Raw genomic sequence first — 24,410 nt, forward strand, 5'->3', positions numbered from 1 at the left:
AGTCGAATAGCTAACCATTAATTAACAAAGTACTTTATTTTTTTATTAAGCATTTTATTTTCATACCTATTATATGTACGTAATTTTTAAAATTAAAGTTTTTTTTAAAAATAGAAAACCATGATTACTTTTTTTTCGTATATATTGATGTCACTAACACATAAAACAAAATAATTATGACAATTAAAAAAAATGACAGAGTTTTAACGCTTGCAGTAGTATGCATGTTGTTAACCACTTTTTGTATGGCTCAGAGCCCAGTAAGTGGATTTATGAAAAAGAAAGGAGAAGGCGCTTTAGTCTTGTCTTACTCTCACGAGTCTTATGATAAGGTTTTTTTAGTACCTAATGAGGCTGATGGAGTGCCTGTATTTAATGATGTAACTACAACAAGTATTTCTTTTTATGGAGAGATTGGTGTTACGGATAAGTTTAACATTGTTTTAAATGTACCTTATATTAAATCAGAAGGTAATGCAAGTAGTGCTGAGTTAGCAAATAATGGTTTTGAGAATGAAAGAAAAGGATTGCAAGATTTAAAAATCTATGCAAAGTATAAATTTCATACTATCGATTTCGAAAAAAGTTCATTAGATTTTATTGGATCAGTAGGTGTAGAAACTCCTTTAGGTGATTACAGTGCAAATGAAGGTTTACAGTCTATTATTGCTATAGGTAACGAGTCTTTTAGATTTACTGCTTTAGGAATTGCAACTTTTAAAATGAATTCAGGAATTTTTGTAACAGGTCAGGCTGGTTATAGCTTTAGAGCTAGTAATGTGCCAAATGCTTTAATAACTGAATTAAAGTTAGGATATGCAGCATCAAAATTTTATGTAGATGCATTTGTTGCTAATCAATTATCAGATAAAGAAGGTGTAGATATTTTAGGCGAAGGTTTTGTAGGTTTTTTCCCTGCAACACGTGTAAATTACACAAGAGTAGGTGTTAATGGTTACGCTCCTTTATATGGAGGTGTAGGTTTAACAGCAGGAGTTAATAGCTACCTTACTGGTAGAAACATCGGAAAATCTACAGGTTTTTATGGTGGATTAGTTTACTCATTTTAATAAATAAAAGAAATACAATTATGAAAAATTTATCTATTTTTAAATATATGCTAGTGTCAGCTATTGCCATTGGTACATTAAGTTCATGTGAATCATCATCTAGTTATGAAGATATTGCACCGTCAATTGCTAATATAGCAGTAACAAACCCAGCTTTTAGTACTTTAGAGTCTGCAGCTGTTGCTGGAGGTGTTGCAGGTGTTTTAAGTAATTCTAACCCAAATGATCCTTCTGGAGATTATACAGTGTTTGCGCCAACTAATGATGCTTTTGCTAGGTTAGGTTTAAATAGTGAAACATTAGGTGCTCTTCAAAAATCATTTTTAACAAATACATTATTATACCACGTTTCTAACGGAAACTTATTAGGTGCTGATATTTCAGAAGATGTTTCATCAACATCAGCTCTTGGTGTAGATAGACGTTTTGTTACTCGTGATGGTGATACTTATATTAATGGTTCTAAAATATTAGCAACCGACATCTCGGCAAGTAATGGTACTGTTCATGTAATTGATAAGGTTATGATTGCTTCTGGTGCAGATATTGTACAAACAGCTTTAGCACTTCAAAGTGCTCAGGTTTTTACAGCGCCAGAATTAACTTACTTAGTTGAAGCTGTAGTTTATACGAACTTAGTTGGTGCACTTTCGGCATCAGAAGGAAGTCCTTCATTTACAGTATTTGCTCCTACAGATCAAGCATTTATTGATTTAGGTGCAATATTAGGATTAAGCTTTACACAACCATCTGATATACGTCAATTACCAGTAGATGTTGTAACAGCTGTACTTTTAAATCACGTAATAGCAAACGATGGTAAATTTACTTCTGAGTTAAATCAAGGAGCAGTAACTCCGCTTGGTGGAGACGCATTAACTTTAGGTGCTTTTACTGATGGTATACTTACGGTTACTGGAGCAGGAAATGGTGCTGATGCAGCAAACATGGTTATTCCAGATGTACAAACTACCAACGGAATTGTTCACGTAATTGATAGAGTATTATTACCAAATTTATAAAAAAATTAGTGTTAGTTAGTTTGATATTTAAAGTCACAGATTTATTTCTGTGGCTTTATTTATTTATATAAAGTCTAATCCATATAACTATAATTGATGTTTGCTTTTTTTCTGAAATAGCAATGCATTCATAAAATTATCAATATAAACCTTGAAGAAAAGGTAATTTATAAGCTAATAATCTTAGCTATCTGAGATAATCAACCTAGGTTGTAAGTAGTAGAGTTATATTACTATCTATAAAGCCTCGTTTATTAGTTTCATGTAACAGCTGCTTTAAATGTTTATTACTCTATAAAACCATATAATTCTGTGTTAAACCCTTAAATGTAAAACTGTTTTTAGAGATGCTATAAATACAGTTTGAATCAAAAAAACAATCTCTTTTTCCTAAATACAGCCCTATAAATCTATTCTTTATTCTTTTTATGAAAGGTTATCTATTATAACACTCTATTATAGTTTATCACAGAAAATCAATTTTTAAGACATTTTTTAGCCCTTATGAGAACTCTCATAAGGGCTAAAAAATGTCTTATATTATAATCAACGAAAGTGTTGAATATTTTTATTAAATGATTAAAAACAAAGTGTTATTTCTTGTTAACTAACTCCATTAAATCAACATCGTTACCTAATAATACATCTGTAGGATTTATTCTTCCTTCTTCTGGTCCGTTTTCTAACTTTAAAACTCCACGTGGGCAAACTGCAGAACAAATACCACAACCAACACAACTAGATCTTACAATGTTTTCTCCTTTTTGAGCATAAGCTCTTACGTCAATTCCTTGTTCGCAATATGTAGAACAGTTTCCACAAGAAATACATTGACCACCGTTTGTTGTAATTCTAAAACGAGATTTAAAACGTTGTATAAAACCTAAATATGCTGCTAATGGACAACCAAAACGACACCAAACTCTGTTTCCAAAAATCGGATAAAATCCAGTTCCAATTACACCTGCGAAAATAGAACCGATAAGAAAGCCATAAATATCTTGAATTGTTTGTGTTTTAATACCTAAAACTTGATCTGCACCATAAAAGAAGGTGTATAAAGCAAAACCTGTCATTACTAAAACAAAAACAAGTACAGAGTGAATTACAATACGCTCTACTTTCCATGAAAGTAATGTTTTATTTGAAAGTTGTCTGTAGGGATCTCCTAAAGTTTCAGCTAAACCACCACAGCCACATACCCAAGAGCAATACCATCTTTTTCCGAAGAAATATACCATTACTGGTACCACTACAATAGTTAAAACAATTCCCCAGACTAAAATGAATAAACCAAAACCACCACTAGAAAGTAGTTCATCTAAGTTCCATTTAAAAAAGAAATCATAATCTAAAGGGAACGCATTTTTAAAATCATACCAAGGTTTTTCGAAACGAACTAAAATCTCAGGAATTAAAAAAGCAAATACGATTTGAAAGAATAATACTGACGTTGTTCTTAATATTTGATATTTATTATGACGGTATTTTATGTACATTCTTATTGCCATAACAGTCATAACTACACAATATAAGAAACCATATAGAAACCATTGACTTGCCGGATTATTACTAATAGATTGGCTAATTGGATCTACCAAATAAACCCAGTTTACGATAAAATCTGGATAAAAGTAAAGCAATACATAAAAAGTAACCAAAAAGACAAAAGCAAACCAGCCCACCCAACCACGATTTGTACCTGCATTTAAAAATATTCCATTGTTTTTTATTCCTGGCTTTCCTAGTATAATAATATCAGGGACGATAAACAGTAATGCTCCTAGAATACCTAAGCCAAAGGTTAAAAACCATGCTAAGCCTGAGTTTTCAACAGCAAAACCTTTACCTGATTTTTTAGCAAGTGTAAAACTTAAACTATGTGGTTTTCCAGAAATTTTATATTGAAATTGGGCCCCTTTTTTGTCCCAATTCTTTTCAGCGTCGTATTTTGCTATAAGGGCATCATAATAATTATTAGAGTTTTCATACGCTTGTATAACACGACTAGAAAACTGAAAGATGTTTAAATCTTCTGAGGTTACAACAGCCTTTGTTAATTCGTCATTTATAACGGTACTTTTATAATTTTGTTCTTTTAGAAAAATATCTAATTCTCCTTTGTTTAAACTGAAAGAACCTGTGAAAATAGTTCCTATAAAGATGGCTAAACCTACTAAAAAAATGATTAAACCTGATTGTTTTACTATTTTCATATTTTTATGCTTTACTAAAAATTCGTTTCCAACTTTTCTTTTTCAGCTGAATATTAGTGTTGTTTTCTTTATTGAATTTGGCAATTATTGCTGGCTCGTGTAGTTTGTAAAACTCAGGATCGAAATTGGCATCAGCTAAATGCTCTAATACATACTCTATAGAGCGTTTTTCGTTTAAAATTTTATCAAAAAACTCGTGACGCATTCTAATTCCGAAGTTATTAATGCCGATAAACCTATGTGTTTTTTTATCATAATTTATATGAATACATTTTTTGCCATCTTCATGTTCCCAATAAAAGCGTGCTTCATTTTCTTTTGGTTGCGCCCAAACCCAACCGTAGGTTTGGTATTCTATGTCTATAAATTTAGCAGAGTTAAACCAATGGCCCGGTTTGTAAGCCGTTTTATTACCACAAATAGTTTGAGCTACTGTTTCGCCCATCATTCTTCCGGTATACCAAACGGCTTCTATTACTCTTCGTTGGCCAATAGCTAAATGTTGTTCTGCACAATCACCTATTGCATATATATCTTTAATATTGGTTTCTAAAAATCGATTAACTTTTACGCCTTTATCAATTTCTATTTCAGAGGATTTTAAAAAATCAACGTTAGGAGAAACACCTGCGGTTAAACCAACAACATTACACTCAATTTCTTCATTTGTTTCTGCAATTATAATCGATTTTACTTGTCCGTTTTCATCAGATTTAATTTCTTTTAAGTTTACACCTAAGCGTAAATCTATATGGTTATCTAAAATTTCTTTATTAATCATTTCCGATTCTTCGGCAGGTAAAACACCGTTCCAAAAACTCTTTTCACGAACTAAAAAAGTTACAGGTATATTTCTACTATGTAACATTTCGGCAAGCTCTATACCAATTAATCCACCACCAACAATTACAGCTCTTTTGCATGCTTTATTATCGGGAGCATATTTTTCAAGTTTCTCTAAATCTTGTTTGTGATACATTCCCATAACACCATCTAAATCCTGCCCTGGCCAACCAAATTTATTAGGTTTAGAGCCTGTGGCTATAATTAACTTGTCATAAGAAAGTTTTCCGCCGTCTTTAAATTCTAATTCTTTATTAGCTGAATTTATATTTGTAATAAGCCCTTTTTTAAGGTCAATATTATTTTTTTTCCAAAACCAAGACTCATATGGTTGTGTATGTTCAAACTTCATGTGCCCCATGTATACATACATTAAAGCAGTTCTAGAAAAAAAGTAAGTTGTTTCAGAAGAAACAATAGTAATTTTTTTATCTGATAATTTTCTAATGTGCCTTGCGGCTGTAACACCAGAAATTCCATTACCAATAATAACAACGTGTTCCATAAAAGTTGATTTGCAGTTTGGTCGAGGTTAAAGTTAATAACTTAATAGGGTAAATTAATTTAGAATGAATTTAAATAATATAAATATGTAATTCCTTTTAAATTTATTCGTCTTAAAATATAATTATTTAATAAGAATAAAAATGAAATATATTATAGTAATAATTACGTTGTTTAGTTTTTCTCAAGCGTTTTCTCAAGAAGAGGACCAAGAAGAGAAATCAAATATTCAAACATACACACCTTCTAAGCTTTTAAGTAAAGGGCAGTGGGATATTAAGTTTTTTAACGGGTTATATACTCAAACTAAAAAAACAGACAGAGGAAGTAAATCTACAGATATTACTAGGGAGAATTTTTTTACCTCTACTTTAGAACTCTTTACGGGTATTTCTGATAATGCTAGATTTAATATTGGTACTATTATCGAGTTTCGTTCTAATACATTTAATGGAAGACAGGCTTTTTCTGTTTTTAGTACAGAAGATACTAATTCAGATAGAAAAGGAATTAGCTCTATTGCACCGTCTGTAAAGTTTCAGCCTTTTAAAAGTGTAAGTAATTTTTCTATTCAAAGTGCTATACATATTCCGTTATTAGAAAAGGGAGATGAAGGCAATAAAGATGGTTTTTTAGATCAAACAGCTTGGTCTTTCCAGAATAGATTTTTCTATGATTATACTTTTGATGGCGGAAACTGGCAACTTTTTACTGAATTAAATACAGAGTATGGTTTTGGTGATGAAAAGAGTTTTGCTAATAATACTTTTTTGGTCGCTCCAGGAGTATTTATGAGTTATTTTCCATCAGATAAATCAACAGTATTGGGTTTTGTACAACATAATCAAAGATTTGGAGATTTCGAACAGAATGGTACTTCAGCAGGTTTTGGAGGTAAATATCAATTGTCTAAAATATTGAATTTAGAAGCATTGTATAGTAACATATTCAGAGGAGAAAGTTTTCAAGGTTTAGGAAGTACGTATAGTATTGGTGTACGAGCATTGTTTTAAAAAATGGTAACTTCGGAGTTATGAAAATATGTAAACTCCTTTTAATGTGTCTTATATGTTTGTCTTGTGAAAGTCAAACAAAAAAAATAAATGGAATTAGCTTTGTGGCTTCCCCTGATAAAATAAACCACAAACATGTTTCACCCCTACTAAAGGTATCAGCCAATTATGTTGCGCTGATGCCTTTTGGTTTTATTAAAGATTTAGCATCACCTAAAATAACTCACAATACAGATAGGCAATGGTTTGGTGAAACTGAAAAAGGAATTCTTCAATATGGAAAAGAGTTTAATAAGAATAAAGTTAAACTAATGATAAAACCTCAAATTTGGGTTTGGAAAGGAGAATTTACAGGGTATATTGAGATGCAATCCGAAGAAAAATGGAAAGTATTAGAAGGTTCTTATTCAGAATTTATTTTAACGTATGCAAAAATAGCTGAAGAGCTAAGTGCTGATGTATTTTGTATTGGTACTGAGTTAGAAAAATTTGTTATAAATCGACCTGTTTTCTGGAAGAAATTAATAAAAAAAATAAAAAGTGTTTATAAAGGAAAATTAACTTATGCTGCCAATTGGGATGAATTTAAGAGAGTGCCATTTTGGAATCAGTTAGATTATATAGGTATTGATGCTTATTTTCCTTTAAGCGATAAAAAAACACCATCAGTTTCAGAATTTGAAAAAGGTTGGATACCTCATAAGAAAGAAATTAAACAAATTAGGGAGGAAGTAAATAAACCTGTTCTATTTACAGAGTATGGGTATAGAAGTGTTGATTTTAACGGTAAAGAGCCTTGGAAATCAGATAGTGTAATAGAAAGTGTAAATCTAGAAGCTCAAAAAAATGCAACACAAGCTATTTACAATCAATTTTGGAAAGAAGATTGGTTTTCTGGTGGATTTATTTGGAAGTGGTTTCATAGACACAGTGAAGCAGGTGGAGATAAGAATAATAGATTTACACCTCAAAATAAGCCTACTGAAGAGTTAATAACAAAATTATATGCGCAATAAAGTATTAATTGTTTTAATAAGTTTTTTTAGTTTTTGTTCGTTTTCTCAAATGAATACAATTCTTGATATAAAGGTTCAAGGCGCTAAAAAAACAAAAATTAACCTAGTTAAGAGTATTATAGAATCAAAAATTAATAAGTCTTTAGATTCTGTTTTATTGCTAAATGATATTGTTCGTTTAAAACGTTTGCCAGCAATTTCTCATGCATATTTTCAGATATTTCATTCACATGAAAATAAATACAATGTTTTTATTAATATTGAAGAGAACTTTACCCTAATTCCCGATTTCAATATTTGGACAACTACAAATAAACAAACAGCTTATAAAATTGGGCTTTCTGACTATAATTTTTTAGGAAGGAATATTGCTTTGGGTGGATTTTATCAAAATAATGGGTTTGATTCTTATGGAATTAATTTTAGAGCTCCAACATTATTTTCTAACAAATGGGGTTTGGCTTTACATCATCAAAAATGGGTAAGTGAAGAGCCTTTATATTTTGATGATAAAACAGCAAATTACAAGTATCAAAACACTTCTTATGAAGTTTTAGGGCTGTATCAAATCAACTTTAAAAATCAATTACAGTTTGGTGTTAATTTTTTTAAAGAAAAATACAATTATTTAAGTGGTGATACTTCTAATGATATTCCTACCAGTTTAAACTTAAATAAACAGCTTCTTAAGTTTGTATACGTGTATGACAATCTTGATTATCATTACCAATATGTAAATGGGTTTAAAAGTCAATTTTATGGTCAGTACGTAATGTCAGGAAAAAAATCTCAAAAAGATTTTTTAATTTTTTGGAACGATTTATTTTATTACAAACGTATAGGTGAAAAAGGAAATTGGGCAAATAGATTACGTTTTGGTTTAGCATCAAATGCCAAAAGTCCTTTTGCTCCTTTTGCATTAGATAATAATATAAATTTACGAGGTGTTGGTATTTTAGTAGATCGTGGTACGGGTAGTATTGTTTGGAATACCGAATATAGATACACTATTCATGATAATAAATGGTTGGCAATACAAGGAAATGCATTTATTGATATTGGTACATGGAGAGCTCCTGGAGGAGGTTTTAGTGATTTTGTCAAAGAGAAAAATATTCAAGCTTATTCAGGAATTGGACTAAGATTTATCAATAAGAAAATATTTAATGCTGTGTTTAGAATTGATTACGGACAAGGTTTAACTCAGAATTCATCTAAAGGATTTGTTTTTGGAATTGGGCAATATTTTTAATCTTTCTTTCCTAACGGATACATTTCTTGGTTAATAAAACTTTTAGGAAAAAATTCATCTCCATCAAAACCAATTTCAATATCTCTACCAGAATGAGGGATGTAGTTTGTTTTAAAAATATAATCCCAAATACTTAATGTAATTCCGAAGTTTACACCTTTACATCTTTCTTTAGGAAGTTCTTTTGCATGGTGCCAAATATGCATTTTTGGATTGTTTAGAATATATTTTAAAAAACCATAATCCCAATTAATATTTGCGTGATTTAAATGGCCAATAGTAATGTTAAAAAAATGGACCAAGGCAACATCTTGCGCAGTGAATCCACCCATTATGGCCAACGGAATATATTTCATAGAGTTATAAACAACGGGCTCCATCCAGTGGTATCTTAGGTGCGCAGCAAATCCCATTTCTTTTACAGAATGATGTACTTTATGAAAGTTCCATAAAAACTTATACTTGTGTAATAGTGTATGTGTAAACCATTGTACAAAATCTATAATAATAAAAAAGGTGAAAATTCTAAACCAAAAAGGAAATTCGTTGATATTAAAAAGTTGAAAACTTATTATCGATAAATCAAAATAACCCAAGATGTCATTAAAAATTTGTGCAGCTGAATTAGATAAAGCAATTAATACAAGTAAGTTTAATAAGAAAAAATTGAAAAACATATAGAATACATCTTGCCAAAAGTCTTTTCTAAATATAGCCTGATTTTTACGCCAAGGAAAAACTATTTCAAGCCCCCAAACAACCAAGGAGATTATAATTAATCCGTAAAAATAATTTTCCCAATTCAATTCCATAAAAACAGATTGTTTGAGGTAATTCCAATAATCGGAATAAGAGTTTTTTATGATGTTGAGGTATTTATCCATCAATTTTTAAAAAATATTATTATAATATGTATGAAATAAAAGTAATGATTTTTACGCTATTGTTTCTAATACTTTAAAAATAATCGCGCTCATAAATGCAGCAATAGGTAATGTAAGTACCCAAGATAAAATAATTTTCCCGATTACTTTATAATTTGCTTTTTTGGTAATTGTACCAATACCAAATAAAGAACCTACAGAGACATGTGTTGTAGAAACAGGTAAGCCATGAACACTAGCGGTAGTTACCAGTAGGCCGGTAATCATATTGGCTGTAAGCCCTTGGCTAGAATTCATTTTTGTAATCTTTTTACTCATTGTTTCTCCTACTTTTTTTGCATTTAATAACCCCCCTAATGCCATTATAATAGCAACAGAAATCATACTCCATTTAATATCAATAGTATTAATGATTATTAGTAGGCCAACAATTTTGGGTGTATCATTTAATCCTCTAGCAAAACTCACAACACCAGAACTTAGATAGTGTAAAGAATCTAAAAGTTTAGAAAAGTTAATCGTGAATAGCGTTGGATTTTCTTTGTTCAAAAAGGGTGTTTTTTTTCTTAAAAACTTAAATAAAAGATAAGCAAGTAAGCTTAAAATTGCAGCCATAAGCGGACTTACAATTAAAGGTATTAAAAAAGTACTACCGAGTTTGTTGAAATTGAATTCAGTACCAACAGCCATTACACCAGCACCAAATAAACTACCAACTAAACTGTGAGTCGTAGAAATTGGCATACCAATTTTGGTTGCTGAAAAAACAGTTAGAGCAGCTCCTAGAGCAATTGAAATTGCGAAAATAGGTGTTTGTATCAATTCGTTAGGAACTAAACCTTTTCCTGAGAAGTTTTTAACGAGTTCTTCTGCTAAAAAAATAGCAGCAATAGAGCCTGAAAAAGTGGTGATTGTCGCCCAATTAATTGCTTTTTTGTAATTCGTAGTTCCGGAGCCAAATAATGTTGCAACACCTTTAAAATTATCATTTGCACCATTACTATATGCTAAAAAACAAGCGGCAATAAACAAAAGTAGTAAAATCATTGAGTTAAATTTTTAAATGCTATTGCTTAGACGTGTTGCCTACTTTGTGCTTACGGTTAGAAATAAAAAACCCATCAAATTTTAGTTTGATGGGTTTTTTTTATGTGAATAAAAGTAGTTGTTACTTTTTATTAAAATCTTTAATATACTTGTCTAAAGCCATTGTCATTGAAGGTGTTTCTGGTGTTGGTGCAGCAATATCTACACGTAAACCTCTGTCTTCAACAGCTTTAATAGTTGTGTTACCAAAAACAGCTATTCTTGTTTCGTTTTGTTTGAAATCTGGAAAGTTTTCAAATAAACTGTCAATCCCCGAAGGGCTAAAGAATACTAAGATGTCATAAAAAACATCTTCTAAATCAGATAAATCACTAACTACAGTTTTGTATAAATCTGCACGTTTCCAATCAATACCTAATTTATCTAATTCTTCAGGAATTAAGGGTTTTAATTTATCCGAAGAAGGCAATAAGAATTTCTCATCTTTATGCTTTTTTATTAATTTAGTTAGTTCAGGAAAAGTTCTAGTACCAACATAAATTTTACGTTTTCTGTAAACTACATATTTTTGTAAATAATAGGCAACAGCTTCAGATTGGCAAAAGTATTTCATAGAATCTGGAACTGTAAAACGCATTTCTTCAGCAATTCTAAAAAAATGATCTACGGCATTTCTACTTGTTAAAATAATTGCAGTGTAGTTGTTTAGGTCAATTTTTTGAGATCTAACTTCTTTTCCATCAATACCTTCAACGTGAATAAAAGAGCGAAAATCAATTTTCACTTTTTGTTTTTCAGCTAAATCAAAATAAGGAGACGTTTCCGTCTTAGGAGCAGGTTGAGAGACTAAAATAGTTTTCACTTTCATATATTTTTCTCTTTACGTAGTCGTTGTTATTTTATAAACAATTAATAGCGGTGCTATTTCAAGGGTGCAAAAGTACAAAATAAAATAAAAGAACTTGCGTATAACTATTTTTTTGTTGTTTTTAATAATTAAAAACCCCCTGAAAACAAATAAGATACCAAAAACGATTAATAAAAATGTGCGGTTATTAAAACCATATAGATATATTATTAAGGTAGGAAATAGCCATAAACTAAGACTGTTTAAATACCCTTTTTTTGTAATAATAAAATACTTGGTTATATTAGAAAGGCCTAAAATGTTAGCTAAAATAAAATCTAAAAAAGACTTTATTACAAAGTAAATAGTTGTGAATGTTAATAAAGTAAAATAGCTTAAAAAACTATGTTTGTTTGTGTTAGGAAATACTATTAAAAATAAAAACAATGAAATAACAATTGTAGAAAAAAAGAAAAGAAGTAAATAAAAAGGCGAGTAAAAAGATGTGTTTTCTTCAATCTTTTTTTTGAGAAAACTAGGTGTAAAAGGCGCGAGAGTGTACCCTAATAACTTAGTTGGTTTAAGTGACTTCAACATTGTTAATAAAATTACCGCAAATATAATTACTAAAGTAATCCAATTATTGTCAGATATAAGGCGTTCAACTGCTTGCAAATGTATTTTTTTAATGCTTTTAATTAACACAAAATTAGTGATAATTTAGTGTATATTTGCTTAGATTTAGATGAAAATTACATGAAATCAGACGCTTTAGTTATAATTCCTACTTATAACGAAAAAGAAAACATAGCGGCGATAATACAAGCAACCTTTAAGCAAGAAAAAGAGTTTGATATTTTAGTTGTTGATGATAACTCTCCTGATGGCACAGCCACTATAGTAGAACAACTACAAAAAGAATATCCTAACAGACTTTATATTGAAAAAAGAACAGGTAAAAACGGATTAGGAACTGCATATATTCATGGGTTTAAATGGGCTATAAATAAAGGTTACGATTTTGTAATTGAAATGGATGCTGATTTTTCGCACAATCCAAGCGATTTAATTAAATTATACAATTCTTGTGCAATTCAGGGCGCAGATGTTTCTGTAGGTTCTCGCTATTCTGTTGGTGTAAATGTTGTTAACTGGCCAATGAGTAGAGTTTTGTTGTCTTATTTTGCATCAAAATATGTGCGATTAATTACAAGAATGCCAATTCACGATACTACAGCAGGTTTTGTTTGTTACAAAAGAAAAGTTTTAGAAACTATTAAATTAGATAAAATTAAATTTATAGGATATGCTTTTCAGATAGAAATGAAATTTAAGGCATGGAAGCATCAATTCAATATAAAAGAAGTTTCAGTTATATTTACTGATAGGATTTTAGGAGAATCGAAACTAAGTTCTGGTATTATAAAAGAAGCAGTATTCGGAGTTATAAAAATGAGATTAAAAGGTTTACCAAAATAATTATGAAATCATATTTAATTAAAAATGCAAACATCGTTAACGAAAACAAGGTTTTTAAAGGTGATGTTTTAATTGACGGAAATTATATAAAAGAAATTTCAGTAGAAATTTCGGCAACTTCAAACGTAGAAGTTATTGATGCTGCAGGAAAATATTTAATTCCGGGTATGATTGATGATCAAGTGCATTTTCGGGAACCAGGTTTAACTCATAAAGCAAATATAGCAACCGAAAGTAAGGCAGCAATTGCGGGAGGAATTACATCTTTTATAGAAATGCCAAACACCGTTCCTCAAGCAACGACTCAAGAATTGTTAGAAGATAAATTTAAGATTGCTTCAAAAACATCTTATGCGAATTATTCGTTTATGTTTGGTGGAACAAATGATAATTTAGAAGAGTTGTTAAAAACAAATCCTAGAAATGTAGCGGGAATTAAGTTGTTTTTAGGCTCATCAACAGGAAATATGTTGGTAGATAACGAAGCAGTTTTAGAAAAAATATTCTCATCAACAGATATGTTAATTTCTGTACATTGTGAAGATGAAGCAACGATTAGAAAAAACACGGAAGAATATAAAGCTAAATATGGTGATGATATTCCGTTAAAATACCACCCAGTTATTAGGAGTGAAGAGGCTTGTTACTTATCTTCTTCAAGAGCTATAGAATTGGCTAAGAAAACAGGAGCAAGGTTGCACGTTTTTCACTTATCAACAGAAAAAGAAACGCATTTATTTAGAAATGATATTCCGTTAGAAGAAAAGAAAATTACTGCCGAGGTTTGTATACACCATTTATGGTTTACAGATAAGGATTACGATAAAAAAGGGACGCATATTAAATGGAACCCTGCTGTGAAATCTCAAAAAGATAAAGATGGTTTGTGGAAAGCTTTGCTAGATGATCGAATCGATGTAATAGCCACCGATCACGCACCTCATACTTTACAAGAAAAAGATAATGTGTATATGAAAGCACCAAGTGGTGGACCATTAGTACAACACGCTATTCCTGCAATTTTAGAAAAAGTAAAAGAAGGAGTTTTATCAATTGAAAAAGCAGTTGAGAAGATGTGTCATAATCCTGCAAAATTATTTAAAGTAGAAAAGCGAGGATTTATTAAAGAAGGATATTTTGCTGATTTAGTATTGATAGATGCAAAGGATAATTGGACAGTTACCAAAGAAAATATATTATATAAATGTGGATGGTCTCCTTTTGAAGGGGTTGAGTTTTCACACAAAATAACACACACTTTTGTAAACGGAAACTTAATGTTTGTAAATGGTGTTTTTGATGAAAAAACTAAAGGAAAACGCTTAGAATTTAAAAAATAGATGAAAAATTTTCTTTACATAGCGCTCTTTACGTTATTTGTTTCATGTACAAGTAACACATTTTATAAAGCACCTAAAGATTTAATTCCAAAAGATTCGATGGTTACTTTGTTAACAGACATGTATATAGCATCGTCTGCTAAAAACGTGAAGAATAAATTCTTGAAAAGAGAGAGGAATTATGTTGGATTAGTATATGAAAAATACAAAATAGATAGTACTCGTTTTAAAAGTTCTAACCTATATTATACCTCTCTATCTGAGGAATATGCAGAAATTTTAAAAGAAGTGAAAAGTAATTTAGATACTTTAGATTTTTTTTATAAACAAAAGGCACTTGTTAATGACTCGTTATACAAAAAGAAGAAGTATTCAAAAAATAAACTATCTTTAAAATTAAGTGATAAAAATAGTAAGTTACAAAAGCCAGCAAAGAAACTTAAAGAAATTAAGTGATTTAAGTGTGAAATTTTTCAGAGACACTATTAATTATATTATCAATTAATTCGAATTCTAAACCTATTACTTTTTTTGTTTTTTTTGAAGAGTAAAATGATTTAGTGTGTGAAGATCTTGCAGAACTCTTGGTTAATAAAGGGGCTTTATTAAAAAGCAACGTTAGTATCCAATCAATTCTCCACAAAAATGAAGTTATTAGTTTACCTACTTTCACCGATGGTCTTTTTTTGTGCAATCCATCAGCTATAGCAACTAAAATATCTTTAATCGACTTATTCTCTGAAACTAAAATAAATCGTTCGTTTTTAATATCAGAATTCATTAATAAAATCATTGCTTTTATAACATCATTTACACCTACAAAACCAGTAATTCCTTCAGTATAAAATTTTAATCCATTATTTATTTGTGTAAATAATTTACCAGATCCTTCATTCCAAAAGCCACTTCCTAATATTACTCCCGGATTTACAATAACAACATTTAATCCTTCTTGGCTACCTCGCCAAACTTCTATTTCTGCACCGTATTTTGTAATAGAATAGCCGCTGTTATTGTCTTCGTCAGACCATTCATTTTCCTCGTCAATTGGTTTTTCATTAATAGAATTTCCAACGGCAGCAATTGAACTTACAAAACAGAATTTATCAACATTGGCATCAATAGAAAGATTAATCATATTTGCTGTACCTTCAATATTTACTTGGCGCATTTTTCTATAATCTTTCGGATTAAAAGAAATTAAGGCTGCGCAATGATATACTTTGGTAATGTTTTTAAAAACAGGCTCTAATGAAGGTACATCAGTAATATCAGCTTTAATCCACTCAATTTTAGCAAAGAAGAGCTCAACATCATCTGTATAATAAGAAAATATTTTTTTTACATGATTTTTCTTTTCATCTGTTCTATAAATAGCTCGAATTACATCATTTTTTTGAGTTAAATGATATAATAAATGTGCCCCTACTAAACCTGTTCCACCGGTAACTAAAATCATATAACGAAAGTAGAATTTTTTGAACGATAAATGTATCTTTGTTGACTGATAAATTTACGACGATGAAAAATTTTATTGAAGAATTACAATGGAGAGGAATGTTGAATGATAGCATGCCTGGAACCGAAGAACACCTATTAGAAGAAATGCGTAGTGCGTATGTTGGTTTTGACCCAACTGCAGATTCGTTACATATTGGTAATTTAGTTCCTATAATGTTATTAGCACATTATCAAAGATGTGGGCATAGACCAATTGCTTTGGTTGGTGGAGCAACAGGTATGATTGGTGATCCTTCAGGAAAATCTGCTGAACGTAATTTGTTAGATGAAAAAACATTACGCCATAATCAAGATTGTGTAAAAGCACAATTAGGGCATTTTTTAGATTTTACTTCAGATGAAAAAAATGCAGCGCTTTTAGTAAATAATTACGATTGGATGAAAGAGATTTCTTTCTTAGAGTTTATTCGTGATATAGGTAAGCACATTACCGTAAACTATATGATGGCAAAAGATTCTGTAAAAAACAGAATTAGCTCAGAATCTAAAGACGGAATGTCTTTTACTGAGTTTACCTACCAAATGGTTCAAGGATATGATTTCTTACATTTATTTAGAGAAGAATCAGCAACTTTACAAATGGGAGGTTCTGATCAGTGGGGAAATATTACTACAGGTACCGAATTAATTAGAAGAATTGGTGGCGGAAAAGGATATGCAATTACGTGTCCGTTAATTACAAAATCAGACGGTTCTAAATTCGGAAAATCAGAAGGAGGAAATGTATGGTTAGATGCCAAAAGAACATCAGCATATAAATTTTACCAATACTGGTTAAATACATCGGATGAAGATGCTGAGAAATATATTAAAATCTTCACATTTTTAGATAAAGAAACTATTGATGCTTTAATATCAGCACATAAAGAAGCACCACACGAACGTATCTTGCAAAAAAGATTAGGAGAAGAAGTAACCGTTTTGGTTCACGGAAAGGATGAATTAGAAAAAGCAATCAGTGCATCTAATATTTTATTCGGAAAATCTACCTCAGAAGATTTAAAAAGTTTAGATGAACAAACGTTTTTAGATGTTTTTGATGGCGTACCGCAAGCGGAAGTGTCTAAAGAAGATATTTCAGAAGGTTTATCAATGATAGATGCTTTGTCAGGAAAAACAAGCTTTTTAAAATCTAATGGAGATGCAAAAAGAGCTTTAAAAGAAAATGCAGTTTCGGTAAATAAAGAAAAGGTAAAAGAAGATTTTGAAATTACAGCAAAAGATTTAATTGCTGATAAATATGTGTTATTACAACGCGGGAAAAAGAGTTATTTCTTATTAAAAGTAGCGTAATTAAGAAGCTATTTTAATATCAAAAGTTAAAGGGCATCGCTTACAGTTGATGCCTTTTTTTTGGTATTTATTACAACATTTATTTTTTGGTTTTATACAATTTGATGTGCAAACAGCAGAGCACACAGCATCTTGTTGCATTGAAACAACAGGAATAGCCTTTTTATTTTTAGTATAAAATATGATCATAATTGGTGTAATTCGGTGCAAATATAATACTTTATTTAGAATAAATTAAAATAATATTTGTTGTGATTTTTTTCTTAAAAAAAAGATGGTTAAACTATCTTTGTCTCATCTATTTTAAAAATAAGTTTTGCTGCAAAAAATAAGCGTTTATTTTTTTATTCTACTTTACATGGTTGCTATGCTTAGGCCAATTGCACCGTTTGTTGAGTATGCAGTAAATTATGATTATATATCAAAAGTGTTATGTATTAATAAAGACAAACCAGCACTTCAATGTAATGGTAAATGTCAATTAATGCAAAAGATAGAGCAGCAACAAGAAGATGATTTTAAATCATTAAGTATTGTTATAAAAGATTATCCAATTGGTTTTGTAGAGTTACTTTCTGTAAACGCAAAAAACAGCTATAATAAATATGTGAAAAAAACATATTTTTATACAAAAAATTATTCTTTCCTATTTTCAATAGCCATTTTTCACCCACCTAATTTTTAAATTTTACATACAGATAATTAAGAATACAGTTTAAAATTAAACTGTATAAAACAATAGTGTAAAATTTAAAAAAAAATAAACTGATGAAATCATCAAAAATCATCTTTATAGGAATTTTTATGTTCTTATTTCAAGTAGTAAACGCACAAAAAATAACAACACAAAATAACGAATGGAAAACTAGTAGGCCAGATGGGCATGCTCCAATTAGTGTAATGGGAGATCATTATCATAAGAAAGGAAATTTAATGTTTTCTTATCGTTATATGAATATGTATATGAAAGGATTACAGCAAAATGGTACTACTATTATTAATGATGCAGCTCATGATGCTGGTTATATGATAACACCTTTAAGTATGCCAATGAACATGCATATGTTAGGGGTTATGTATGCGCCAACGGATAAAATAACTTTAATGGCCATGGCAAACTATAGTACTAATGATATGGATTTGCAGATGAGAATGATGGGAATGAAAACTAAATTTTCAACAGCATCATCTGGTTTTGGAGATTTAAAATTAGGAATCTTATATAAATTCATTAATAAGAACCGTCAATCTTTACATAGTTTGGTAAATATATCTATTCCTACAGGAAGTTTAGAGGCTAAAGATCAAACACCAATGTCTTCTCCAAATGAAATAATATTACCTTATCCAATGCAGGTTGGTAGCGGAACTTATGATCTTGATTTAGGGTTAACATATTTAGGTCAAAACAATCAAGTTTCTTGGGGGTCTCAATTAAAAGCTACTTATCGTTTTGGAAGAAATAAATACGATTATTCTTTAGGAAACCGTTACAGTTTAAATTCTTGGTTTGCCGTAAAAACTTCAAATTGGTTAAGTATTTCAGCTAGAATAGAAGGAGCTGCAACGGAAAAAATAAACGGTGCAAATCCTAATTTAACACCAATGATGGTAACTACTGCAGATACTGCAAACTCTGGCGGATACCAAATTAATGGAGGTTTAGGTTTTAATATTTATGCTTTTAAAGGATCCTTAAAAAATGTTCGTTTTGGAGCTGAATATGCATTGCCAATTTATCAAGATTTAAACGGAATTCAGTTAGAGCAAAAACAAACAATCACTTTAGGTTTACAGTATTCAATGTAAGCTCAAACACATCCAAAAAAACATATTTAATATAATTTATTCGAAGTAATAACTAAGAAAGTTTACTAAAGAAAACGAATTCAGTTCGAGTGATTTTATAAAGTGAAACGCAATAAAATCGTATCGAGAATATTTGTAACAAACATGTTTATCTAAATTAATTTTCTTTTGATTTTTCCAACTTTACTTGATTAGACAATCTAGTTATAAAAGATAGGTTAACTATAAATTATAGTATTTATAATACACACTCATAAAATGAAAAAATTAGCAATAATTTTATTCATAGGCTTACTAACGCCTATGTTAAAAAGTTTCGCACAAACAACATATAAAGGTCAGGTTACTGATAAAAACAAGAACCCAATAGTTGGAGCATCGATAATTTCAGCTTCTAATAAAAACAAAGGAACAGCTACCGATTTTGAAGGACGTTTTACTGTAAAACTAAATACTCCAATTGTAAAAGTAACTTCTGTAGGTTTTCAAACAAAAGAAGTAATACTTGTGTTAAATTTAAATACCATAATTTTAGAACAAGCTATAGAAAATTTAGAAGAAGTTGTTGTTTCTGCAAGTAGAGAAACACAACAAAGAAGTGAAGTTTCTGGAGCAATTGGTGTTTTAGCCGCAAATCAAATAGAAAACACAAAAGCTTTTGGTATAGAACAATTGGTTAATCAGGTTCCTGGTGTATTTATGAGTACATCAAAAGCAGCTAGTAACGAACAACATTTTATGGCTACGCGTTCGCCAATATCTACAAAATCTTTGTTTTTGTATGTAGAAGATGGTTTACCAATTCGTCCTGTTGCTGTTTTTAATCATAATGCGTTATTGGAAATGAATAGTACAACATTCAATCGTGTTGAAGTTTTAAAAGGACCTGCTTCTAGTATTTACGGAAGTGAAGCCATTGGCGGAAGTTTTAATTTCATCACTAAAAACCCAAGTAAAGAATTTGAAGGTTCATTAGGCGCTCAAATAAATACTATGGGTTTAAGTCGTTTTGAAGCAGAAGCGTCTATAACTGCAAACGAAAAATATGGCTTTTATGTTGGCGGACATTATGTGCAACGTAAAAATGGACCTGTTGAACACTCAGATTATGAGAAATTTGCGATTAGCTTTAAAAACGTAAATGATTTTTCTGAAACTTTAAAATGGACAAATATGGTAACTTTTGTAGATTATCGTTCGGACATGTCAGGCTCAATATCACAAACTAATTATGAAGCTGGCGAATATAAAAGCGATCAAACATTTACCGAAAGAGTAGTAAGAGCTTTACGTTTTAGATCTACATTAGATAAAAAATGGAATGATAACAATAAAACCTCTTTCAATTTTATTTATAGAAATAATGTGATGGATCAAATTCCTTCGTATAGAATTAGCCAAAGAAATGGTACAGGTGAAATTAATTCTAATACATTTAGAAGCTATGTTGGTTTAGTACAACACAAAATTAATTTAGACTTTGCTGATGCTTCTTTAATTGTTGGTGCAACTGCAGATTTTTCTCCACAAGATTATGTAGCAGAAACAATAACTGTTGTTACAGATGCTGAAACAAATAAAAACACGAGTTACACCGTAAATTCTGGTGATTATATTTTAAATTATCAAGCTGATATTTTTAACTACGCTGGTTATGCTCAGTTTGAAATTTCTCCTATTGAAAACTTAAAATTAACTGGTGCTATTCGTTATGACGGATTTAGTTACGATTATAATAACTTGGTAGAAGAATTTATTGGTGTTTCAGACACAAAAGTTACCTATACCAATGTTGCACCAAAATTAGGATTCAACTACAACCTATCTAAAAATGCAGGATTCTATGGTAATTATTCTAAAGGATTTACGCCACCACAAACATCAACCTTATTCAGAAATGGAGAGAATGATGCTGCAGGAAATACGGTTTTTGATTTAAAACCTGCTAAGTTTAATAACTTTGAAGTTGGTGGATATTTTACCATTCCATCAAAATTAAAAGTTGACGTTGCTATTTATCAATTAGACGGAAAAGATCGTTTAATTTCTATTCAAGATGAAAACGATAATTACCTACAATTAAACGCTGGTAAAACACAATCTCGTGGTGTTGAATTAGGCGTAAGATATAATTTTATGGAAAATCTTTGGGTCTCCTATAGTGGAAGTTATGCTACTCACAAATACATTGACTTTTTTGAAGATGCTGTAGATTATTCAAATACCGATATGCAAACTGCACCAAATTACTTAGCCAATGCGAGTATTAATTACAAGCCATTAAGAGACCTATTATTAACTTTAGAACACGAACAAGTAGGTTCTTATACTACAAGTTTTGAAGGACAAGCTGTAGTTGGTGTAAATGCTGCTGATGAAGATATTTTAGGAACATCTACCTACGGTGGACATCATGTATTTAATTTCAGAGCAAATTATACGATAGGTAAATTTGAAGTTTGGGGACAATCATTAAATGTTTTTGATGAATTATATGCGGTAAGAGCTTCGTATAGTATTTGGAACAAAGCAAATACCTATAGTATTGGTAATCCAAGAGCTTTTCATTTTGGCGTAAAATATAATTTTTAATTACAAAGCGATAGCTAATTATTTAATTGTCTTAACAGAAATCAAAAAAGAATTAATGTCATCGCGAGGAACGAAGCGATCTGTTTTATAATAAACGGATTGCTTCTCTCATTATTCATTCGCAATGACGATTATTAAGTTACCAAACAATGAAAAACAAAAAATTAAATCAGTGGCTTTGGAAGTGGCATTTTATTGCTGGCCTTATTTCGCTCCCTTTTGTATTATTATTATCTATAACAGGGGCTATTTATTTATTCAGTCCAGATGTAGAAAAGGATGCAATTGCAAGTATTCAAAATATAAAAAAAGGAGAACAAAAAACAGTTTCTTATAAAAAACAGTTTGCTATTGCTACTACACAGTTAAAAAAGAAACCGAATGCTTTAATCCTACATAATGAAGCAACTAAAAGTACCGAGTTTGTTTCTGGTAGGTTTAGCCATAAAAAATCCGTCTTTATCAATCAATATACAGGTGAGTTTTCAGGTGAATTCAGTCCAAAAAGCACTTGGATGCATACGGTAAGAAAATTACATGGTGAATTATTAGCAGGAAAAGTAGGAACAAAAATAGTAGAACTCATTGCCAGTTGGATGGTGGTTTTAATTTTAACCGGATTGTACATTTGGTGGCCATTAACAAAAGGAATAAAAGGTGTTTTTATCGTTCGATTTAAAGAAGGAAAAAGGACGTTATTTAGAGATTTACACGCTGTAACAGGTTTTTGGATGTCTATTTTATTATTAATCGTTTTAGCTGGTGGTCTTCCTTGGACAGATGTTTTTGGTAGTAATTTTAAATGGGTACAAAAAGTAACTAATACCGGATATCCAAAAACTTGGAGCGGAAGAGGTTTATCATCAATACCAAAAGAGAAAGCATTAACTATTGAAGAAATGGTAGCTATTGCAAACCAACAAAAATTAAAAGGACTGATTACTTTAGGTTTACCAAAATCACCTAAAAGCACCTTTAGTGTTTCTAATAAAACATTTCCTTTAGCTGCGCAACAAATGTTACATTTCGATCAATATTCTGGTCAATTAATAAAAAAACATACTTGGAATGATGTTGGATTTTTAATGAAATCAAGAATATGGTTAATGGCATTTCATCAAGGTCAATTTGGTGGATGGAATTGGTGGTTAATGTTTGGAATTGCTGTTGGTTTAACAATAATGACAATTGCTGGTTTAATTTCTTATTTGTGCAGAAAGCAAAAAAGAAGTTGGAGCATACCGAAAGGTTCTTCTAGGTTTAAGGTTGGTAAATTAATTGTTTTTATACTTATTCTATTAGGTGTTTTATTACCAATATTTGGCTTAAGTTTAGTACTGATAATCATTTCAGAAAAAGTATTTAAAAATAGAAATATTGACTATGATAGTTTTTAAATTTATCAAAAGTATATATAATTTTAGTCACTATTTTATGTAAGGATTTGTAGTTTTGATGACTAATAAAAAGTTAAAAATAACTTAAAATTAAGTAAAAAATGAAAAAAAGAATTTTAGTATTAGCAATGTTAATGGTCGCTGTATTATTCTCTACAGAAGCAATGGCGCAAGAATTTAAAGGGTTAGATAAAAGTCCTATGGATGCTGCATCATACCCAAGTAGCTATAGAGTATCAGATAAATTAGTAAAAATAACATATAGTCGTCCACAATTAAAAGGAAGAAACGTGGCTAAGTTAGCTCCTGTAGGAAAAGTGTGGAGAACAGGTGCAAATGAAGCGCCAGAAATTACGTTTTATAAAGATGTGAAATTTGGAGGGAAAGATGTAAAAGCAGGAACTTATACATTATTTACAATGCCAGGAGATAAAGAATGGACAGTGATTTTAAGCACTGCTAAAAATGTATGGGGTTCTTATTTTTATAACGAAGAAGAAGATGTGGTTCGCGTAATGGCATCAAAAGCTAAATCAGAAATATCTATTGAAGCTTTTTCAATTGCTTTTGATGGTAAAGATAATGACGCTACAATGTTTATAGGTTGGGGAGACGTAGTTGTATCTGTACCAGTTAAAGGATAGTTTTTTAGAAAAAAATATTTTTGCGTAAGTTATTTAACTTCATTAAGTTTATAATTCAGTTTAAATATAAATTCTATGAAAAGTAATTCAAACATTTTTATTGTAATTCTGATGGTAATCTGTTTATTTATGAGTTGTAGTGACTCCTCAGAAAATGTAGACAAAGAATTAACAATTCAAGAAAAAATAGAATCTTTAGAGGCTAGTGAATGGCTTTTAGAAAATGGAGATAATGAGCCAAATGTAATGTATACGTTTTCTAATGGGAAACGATTTAACTCCTACAAAAGTGAGGGTGTTTGGCAGGAAGGAAGTACAGCATCTTCTGCGGATTATATGGCTGAAGAAGGTTTGTTAACAATGGATTTTTATTTTGGAAATGTATATACTTATAATGTAGCGTTTTCATGTGATAAAAATATTGTAGAATTTTTTAGAGATGGAGAATTAAATACAACGTTATATAAAAGAGATTCTAACTACAAAGATTGTTTAAAATAAGCAAAAATATTTTTTATATGCGGGCTTAAAAATCATGTGATTTTTAAGCCCGCATTTTTTTTAAAAAGTTCCATTTTTGTTAAGGAAAAGAAATAAAAATAGTATTTAAAATAACCGTAA

The 24,410-nt window shown here is 30.2% G+C and carries 22 protein-coding genes; 15 read left to right on the plus strand and 7 right to left on the minus strand.

The window, feature by feature from the left end:
- The first annotated feature begins 176 nt into the window (after positions 1 to 176).
- Both AC28QF_RS03185 and AC28QF_RS03190 read left to right on the plus strand, forming a co-directional pair.
- Positions 177 to 1,070 carry a hypothetical protein gene (locus AC28QF_RS03185; RefSeq protein WP_488200806.1) on the plus strand — a complete coding sequence of 298 codons (894 nt, stop codon included), beginning with the start codon at positions 177 to 179 and terminating at the stop codon, positions 1,068 to 1,070.
- A gap of 20 nt (positions 1,071 to 1,090) precedes the next feature.
- Positions 1,091 to 2,092 (plus strand): fasciclin domain-containing protein, encoded by a 1,002-nt coding sequence (locus tag AC28QF_RS03190; RefSeq protein WP_488200805.1) that lies wholly within the window; start codon positions 1,091 to 1,093, stop codon positions 2,090 to 2,092.
- 593 nt (positions 2,093 to 2,685) lie between these two features.
- Here the strand turns inward: AC28QF_RS03190 and AC28QF_RS03195 are convergent.
- A complete protein-coding gene (locus AC28QF_RS03195; RefSeq protein ID WP_488200804.1) occupies positions 2,686 to 4,308 on the minus strand; it encodes a 4Fe-4S binding protein in 1,623 nt (540 codons plus the stop codon).
- A gap of 4 nt (positions 4,309 to 4,312) precedes the next feature.
- Positions 4,313 to 5,656 carry an NAD(P)/FAD-dependent oxidoreductase gene (locus tag AC28QF_RS03200; protein WP_488200803.1) on the minus strand — a complete coding sequence of 448 codons (1,344 nt, stop codon included), beginning with the start codon at positions 5,654 to 5,656 and terminating at the stop codon, positions 4,313 to 4,315.
- A gap of 142 nt (positions 5,657 to 5,798) precedes the next feature.
- Here AC28QF_RS03200 and AC28QF_RS03205 point away from each other — a divergent pair, with 142 nt between their 5' ends.
- Genes AC28QF_RS03205 through AC28QF_RS03215 form a run of 3 tightly spaced genes read left to right on the plus strand, consistent with a single transcriptional unit; the run spans position 5,799 to position 8,936 of the window.
- Complete coding sequence (locus AC28QF_RS03205; RefSeq protein ID WP_488200802.1) at positions 5,799 to 6,668, plus strand: hypothetical protein; 870 nt, start codon at positions 5,799 to 5,801, stop codon at positions 6,666 to 6,668.
- Positions 6,669 to 6,688: 20 nt separating this feature from the next.
- Positions 6,689 to 7,684, plus strand: coding sequence for a glycoside hydrolase family 113 (locus AC28QF_RS03210; RefSeq protein ID WP_488200801.1), 996 nt, complete (start codon positions 6,689 to 6,691; stop codon positions 7,682 to 7,684).
- A gap of 49 nt (positions 7,685 to 7,733) precedes the next feature.
- Positions 7,734 to 8,936: a BamA/TamA family outer membrane protein gene (locus AC28QF_RS03215; RefSeq protein ID WP_488200800.1), complete on the plus strand. Its 1,203-nt coding sequence runs from the start codon at positions 7,734 to 7,736 to the stop codon at positions 8,934 to 8,936.
- Here AC28QF_RS03215 and AC28QF_RS03220 read toward each other — a convergent pair.
- The 4 genes from AC28QF_RS03220 to AC28QF_RS03235 all read right to left on the minus strand — a co-directional run bounded on the left by AC28QF_RS03220 (position 8,933) and on the right by AC28QF_RS03235 (position 12,419).
- Positions 8,933 to 9,820: a sterol desaturase family protein gene (locus AC28QF_RS03220; protein ID WP_488200799.1), complete on the minus strand. Its 888-nt coding sequence runs from the start codon at positions 9,818 to 9,820 to the stop codon at positions 8,933 to 8,935. The genes AC28QF_RS03215 and AC28QF_RS03220 overlap by 4 nt on opposite strands.
- A gap of 51 nt (positions 9,821 to 9,871) precedes the next feature.
- Positions 9,872 to 10,867 carry an anion permease gene (locus tag AC28QF_RS03225; RefSeq protein ID WP_488200798.1) on the minus strand — a complete coding sequence of 332 codons (996 nt, stop codon included), beginning with the start codon at positions 10,865 to 10,867 and terminating at the stop codon, positions 9,872 to 9,874.
- 121 nt (positions 10,868 to 10,988) lie between these two features.
- Positions 10,989 to 11,735 (minus strand): uroporphyrinogen-III synthase, encoded by a 747-nt coding sequence (locus AC28QF_RS03230; protein WP_488200797.1) that lies wholly within the window; start codon positions 11,733 to 11,735, stop codon positions 10,989 to 10,991.
- Between the two features lie 12 nt (positions 11,736 to 11,747).
- Entirely contained in the window at positions 11,748 to 12,419 is a 672-nt protein-coding gene (locus AC28QF_RS03235) for a DUF4271 domain-containing protein (RefSeq protein WP_488200796.1), read from the minus strand.
- Positions 12,420 to 12,470: 51 nt separating this feature from the next.
- On the opposite strand from AC28QF_RS03235, the gene AC28QF_RS03240 reads away from it, so the two are divergent.
- The 3 genes from AC28QF_RS03240 to AC28QF_RS03250 are packed head-to-tail and all read left to right on the plus strand — an operon-like array spanning position 12,471 to position 14,989.
- The gene (locus AC28QF_RS03240; RefSeq protein ID WP_488200795.1) at positions 12,471 to 13,193 is read left to right on the plus strand and encodes a polyprenol monophosphomannose synthase; all 723 of its coding nucleotides are present in this window, start codon (positions 12,471 to 12,473) and stop codon (positions 13,191 to 13,193) included.
- Between the two features lie 2 nt (positions 13,194 to 13,195).
- On the plus strand, positions 13,196 to 14,533 hold the full coding sequence (locus AC28QF_RS03245) for a dihydroorotase (protein WP_488200794.1): 1,338 nt from the start codon (positions 13,196 to 13,198) through the stop codon (positions 14,531 to 14,533).
- The gene (locus tag AC28QF_RS03250) at positions 14,534 to 14,989 is read left to right on the plus strand and encodes a DUF4296 domain-containing protein (protein ID WP_488200793.1); all 456 of its coding nucleotides are present in this window, start codon (positions 14,534 to 14,536) and stop codon (positions 14,987 to 14,989) included.
- A 1-nt stretch (position 14,990) separates the two neighbouring features.
- Here AC28QF_RS03250 and AC28QF_RS03255 read toward each other — a convergent pair whose 3' ends face one another.
- Complete coding sequence (locus AC28QF_RS03255; RefSeq protein ID WP_488200792.1) at positions 14,991 to 15,992, minus strand: NAD-dependent epimerase/dehydratase family protein; 1,002 nt, start codon at positions 15,990 to 15,992, stop codon at positions 14,991 to 14,993.
- A gap of 62 nt (positions 15,993 to 16,054) precedes the next feature.
- Between AC28QF_RS03255 and tyrS the strand changes: the two genes are divergently transcribed.
- The 7 genes from tyrS to AC28QF_RS03290 all read left to right on the plus strand — a co-directional run bounded on the left by tyrS (position 16,055) and on the right by AC28QF_RS03290 (position 24,290).
- Positions 16,055 to 17,347, plus strand: a complete 1,293-nt coding sequence (gene tyrS, locus AC28QF_RS03260) for a tyrosine--tRNA ligase (RefSeq protein WP_488200791.1) — start codon at positions 16,055 to 16,057, stop codon at positions 17,345 to 17,347.
- Between the two features lie 367 nt (positions 17,348 to 17,714).
- Entirely contained in the window at positions 17,715 to 18,032 is a 318-nt protein-coding gene (locus tag AC28QF_RS03265; protein ID WP_275315016.1) for a hypothetical protein, read from the plus strand.
- Positions 18,033 to 18,115: 83 nt separating this feature from the next.
- Positions 18,116 to 19,156, plus strand: coding sequence for a transporter (locus AC28QF_RS03270; protein WP_488200790.1), 1,041 nt, complete (start codon positions 18,116 to 18,118; stop codon positions 19,154 to 19,156).
- Positions 19,157 to 19,414: 258 nt separating this feature from the next.
- Positions 19,415 to 21,748 carry a TonB-dependent receptor gene (locus tag AC28QF_RS03275; protein ID WP_488200789.1) on the plus strand — a complete coding sequence of 778 codons (2,334 nt, stop codon included), beginning with the start codon at positions 19,415 to 19,417 and terminating at the stop codon, positions 21,746 to 21,748.
- Between the two features lie 149 nt (positions 21,749 to 21,897).
- On the plus strand, positions 21,898 to 23,145 hold the full coding sequence (locus AC28QF_RS03280) for a PepSY-associated TM helix domain-containing protein (protein ID WP_488200788.1): 1,248 nt from the start codon (positions 21,898 to 21,900) through the stop codon (positions 23,143 to 23,145).
- 101 nt (positions 23,146 to 23,246) lie between these two features.
- The gene (locus AC28QF_RS03285) at positions 23,247 to 23,789 is read left to right on the plus strand and encodes a DUF2911 domain-containing protein (RefSeq protein WP_488200787.1); all 543 of its coding nucleotides are present in this window, start codon (positions 23,247 to 23,249) and stop codon (positions 23,787 to 23,789) included.
- A 75-nt stretch (positions 23,790 to 23,864) separates the two neighbouring features.
- Entirely contained in the window at positions 23,865 to 24,290 is a 426-nt protein-coding gene (locus AC28QF_RS03290) for a hypothetical protein (RefSeq protein WP_488200786.1), read from the plus strand.
- Positions 24,291 to 24,410 lie beyond the last annotated feature (120 nt).

It is taken from the genome of Tenacibaculum sp. M1.3A (genome assembly GCF_057732375.1).

Excerpts from the sequence above, each read along its gene's own strand:
- AC28QF_RS03185 (WP_488200806.1), top strand. The coding sequence starts at position 177 with ATGACAATTAAAAAAAATGACAGAGTTTTAACGCTTGCAGTAGTATGC.
- AC28QF_RS03190 (WP_488200805.1), top strand. The coding sequence starts at position 1,091 with ATGAAAAATTTATCTATTTTTAAATATATGCTAGTGTCAGCTATTGCC.
- AC28QF_RS03195 (WP_488200804.1), bottom strand. The coding sequence starts at position 4,308 with ATGAAAATAGTAAAACAATCAGGTTTAATCATTTTTTTAGTAGGTTTA.
- AC28QF_RS03200 (WP_488200803.1), bottom strand. The coding sequence starts at position 5,656 with ATGGAACACGTTGTTATTATTGGTAATGGAATTTCTGGTGTTACAGCC.
- AC28QF_RS03205 (WP_488200802.1), top strand. The coding sequence starts at position 5,799 with ATGAAATATATTATAGTAATAATTACGTTGTTTAGTTTTTCTCAAGCG.
- AC28QF_RS03210 (WP_488200801.1), top strand. The coding sequence starts at position 6,689 with ATGAAAATATGTAAACTCCTTTTAATGTGTCTTATATGTTTGTCTTGT.
- AC28QF_RS03215 (WP_488200800.1), top strand. The coding sequence starts at position 7,734 with ATGAATACAATTCTTGATATAAAGGTTCAAGGCGCTAAAAAAACAAAA.
- AC28QF_RS03220 (WP_488200799.1), bottom strand. The coding sequence starts at position 9,820 with ATGGATAAATACCTCAACATCATAAAAAACTCTTATTCCGATTATTGG.
- AC28QF_RS03225 (WP_488200798.1), bottom strand. The coding sequence starts at position 10,867 with ATGATTTTACTACTTTTGTTTATTGCCGCTTGTTTTTTAGCATATAGT.
- AC28QF_RS03230 (WP_488200797.1), bottom strand. The coding sequence starts at position 11,735 with ATGAAAGTGAAAACTATTTTAGTCTCTCAACCTGCTCCTAAGACGGAA.
- AC28QF_RS03240 (WP_488200795.1), top strand. The coding sequence starts at position 12,471 with ATGAAATCAGACGCTTTAGTTATAATTCCTACTTATAACGAAAAAGAA.
- AC28QF_RS03245 (WP_488200794.1), top strand. The coding sequence starts at position 13,196 with ATGAAATCATATTTAATTAAAAATGCAAACATCGTTAACGAAAACAAG.
- AC28QF_RS03250 (WP_488200793.1), top strand. The coding sequence starts at position 14,534 with ATGAAAAATTTTCTTTACATAGCGCTCTTTACGTTATTTGTTTCATGT.
- AC28QF_RS03255 (WP_488200792.1), bottom strand. The coding sequence starts at position 15,992 with ATGATTTTAGTTACCGGTGGAACAGGTTTAGTAGGGGCACATTTATTA.
- tyrS (WP_488200791.1), top strand. The coding sequence starts at position 16,055 with ATGAAAAATTTTATTGAAGAATTACAATGGAGAGGAATGTTGAATGAT.
- AC28QF_RS03265 (WP_275315016.1), top strand. The coding sequence starts at position 17,715 with ATGCTTAGGCCAATTGCACCGTTTGTTGAGTATGCAGTAAATTATGAT.
- AC28QF_RS03270 (WP_488200790.1), top strand. The coding sequence starts at position 18,116 with ATGAAATCATCAAAAATCATCTTTATAGGAATTTTTATGTTCTTATTT.
- AC28QF_RS03275 (WP_488200789.1), top strand. The coding sequence starts at position 19,415 with ATGAAAAAATTAGCAATAATTTTATTCATAGGCTTACTAACGCCTATG.
- AC28QF_RS03280 (WP_488200788.1), top strand. The coding sequence starts at position 21,898 with ATGAAAAACAAAAAATTAAATCAGTGGCTTTGGAAGTGGCATTTTATT.
- AC28QF_RS03285 (WP_488200787.1), top strand. The coding sequence starts at position 23,247 with ATGAAAAAAAGAATTTTAGTATTAGCAATGTTAATGGTCGCTGTATTA.
- AC28QF_RS03290 (WP_488200786.1), top strand. The coding sequence starts at position 23,865 with ATGAAAAGTAATTCAAACATTTTTATTGTAATTCTGATGGTAATCTGT.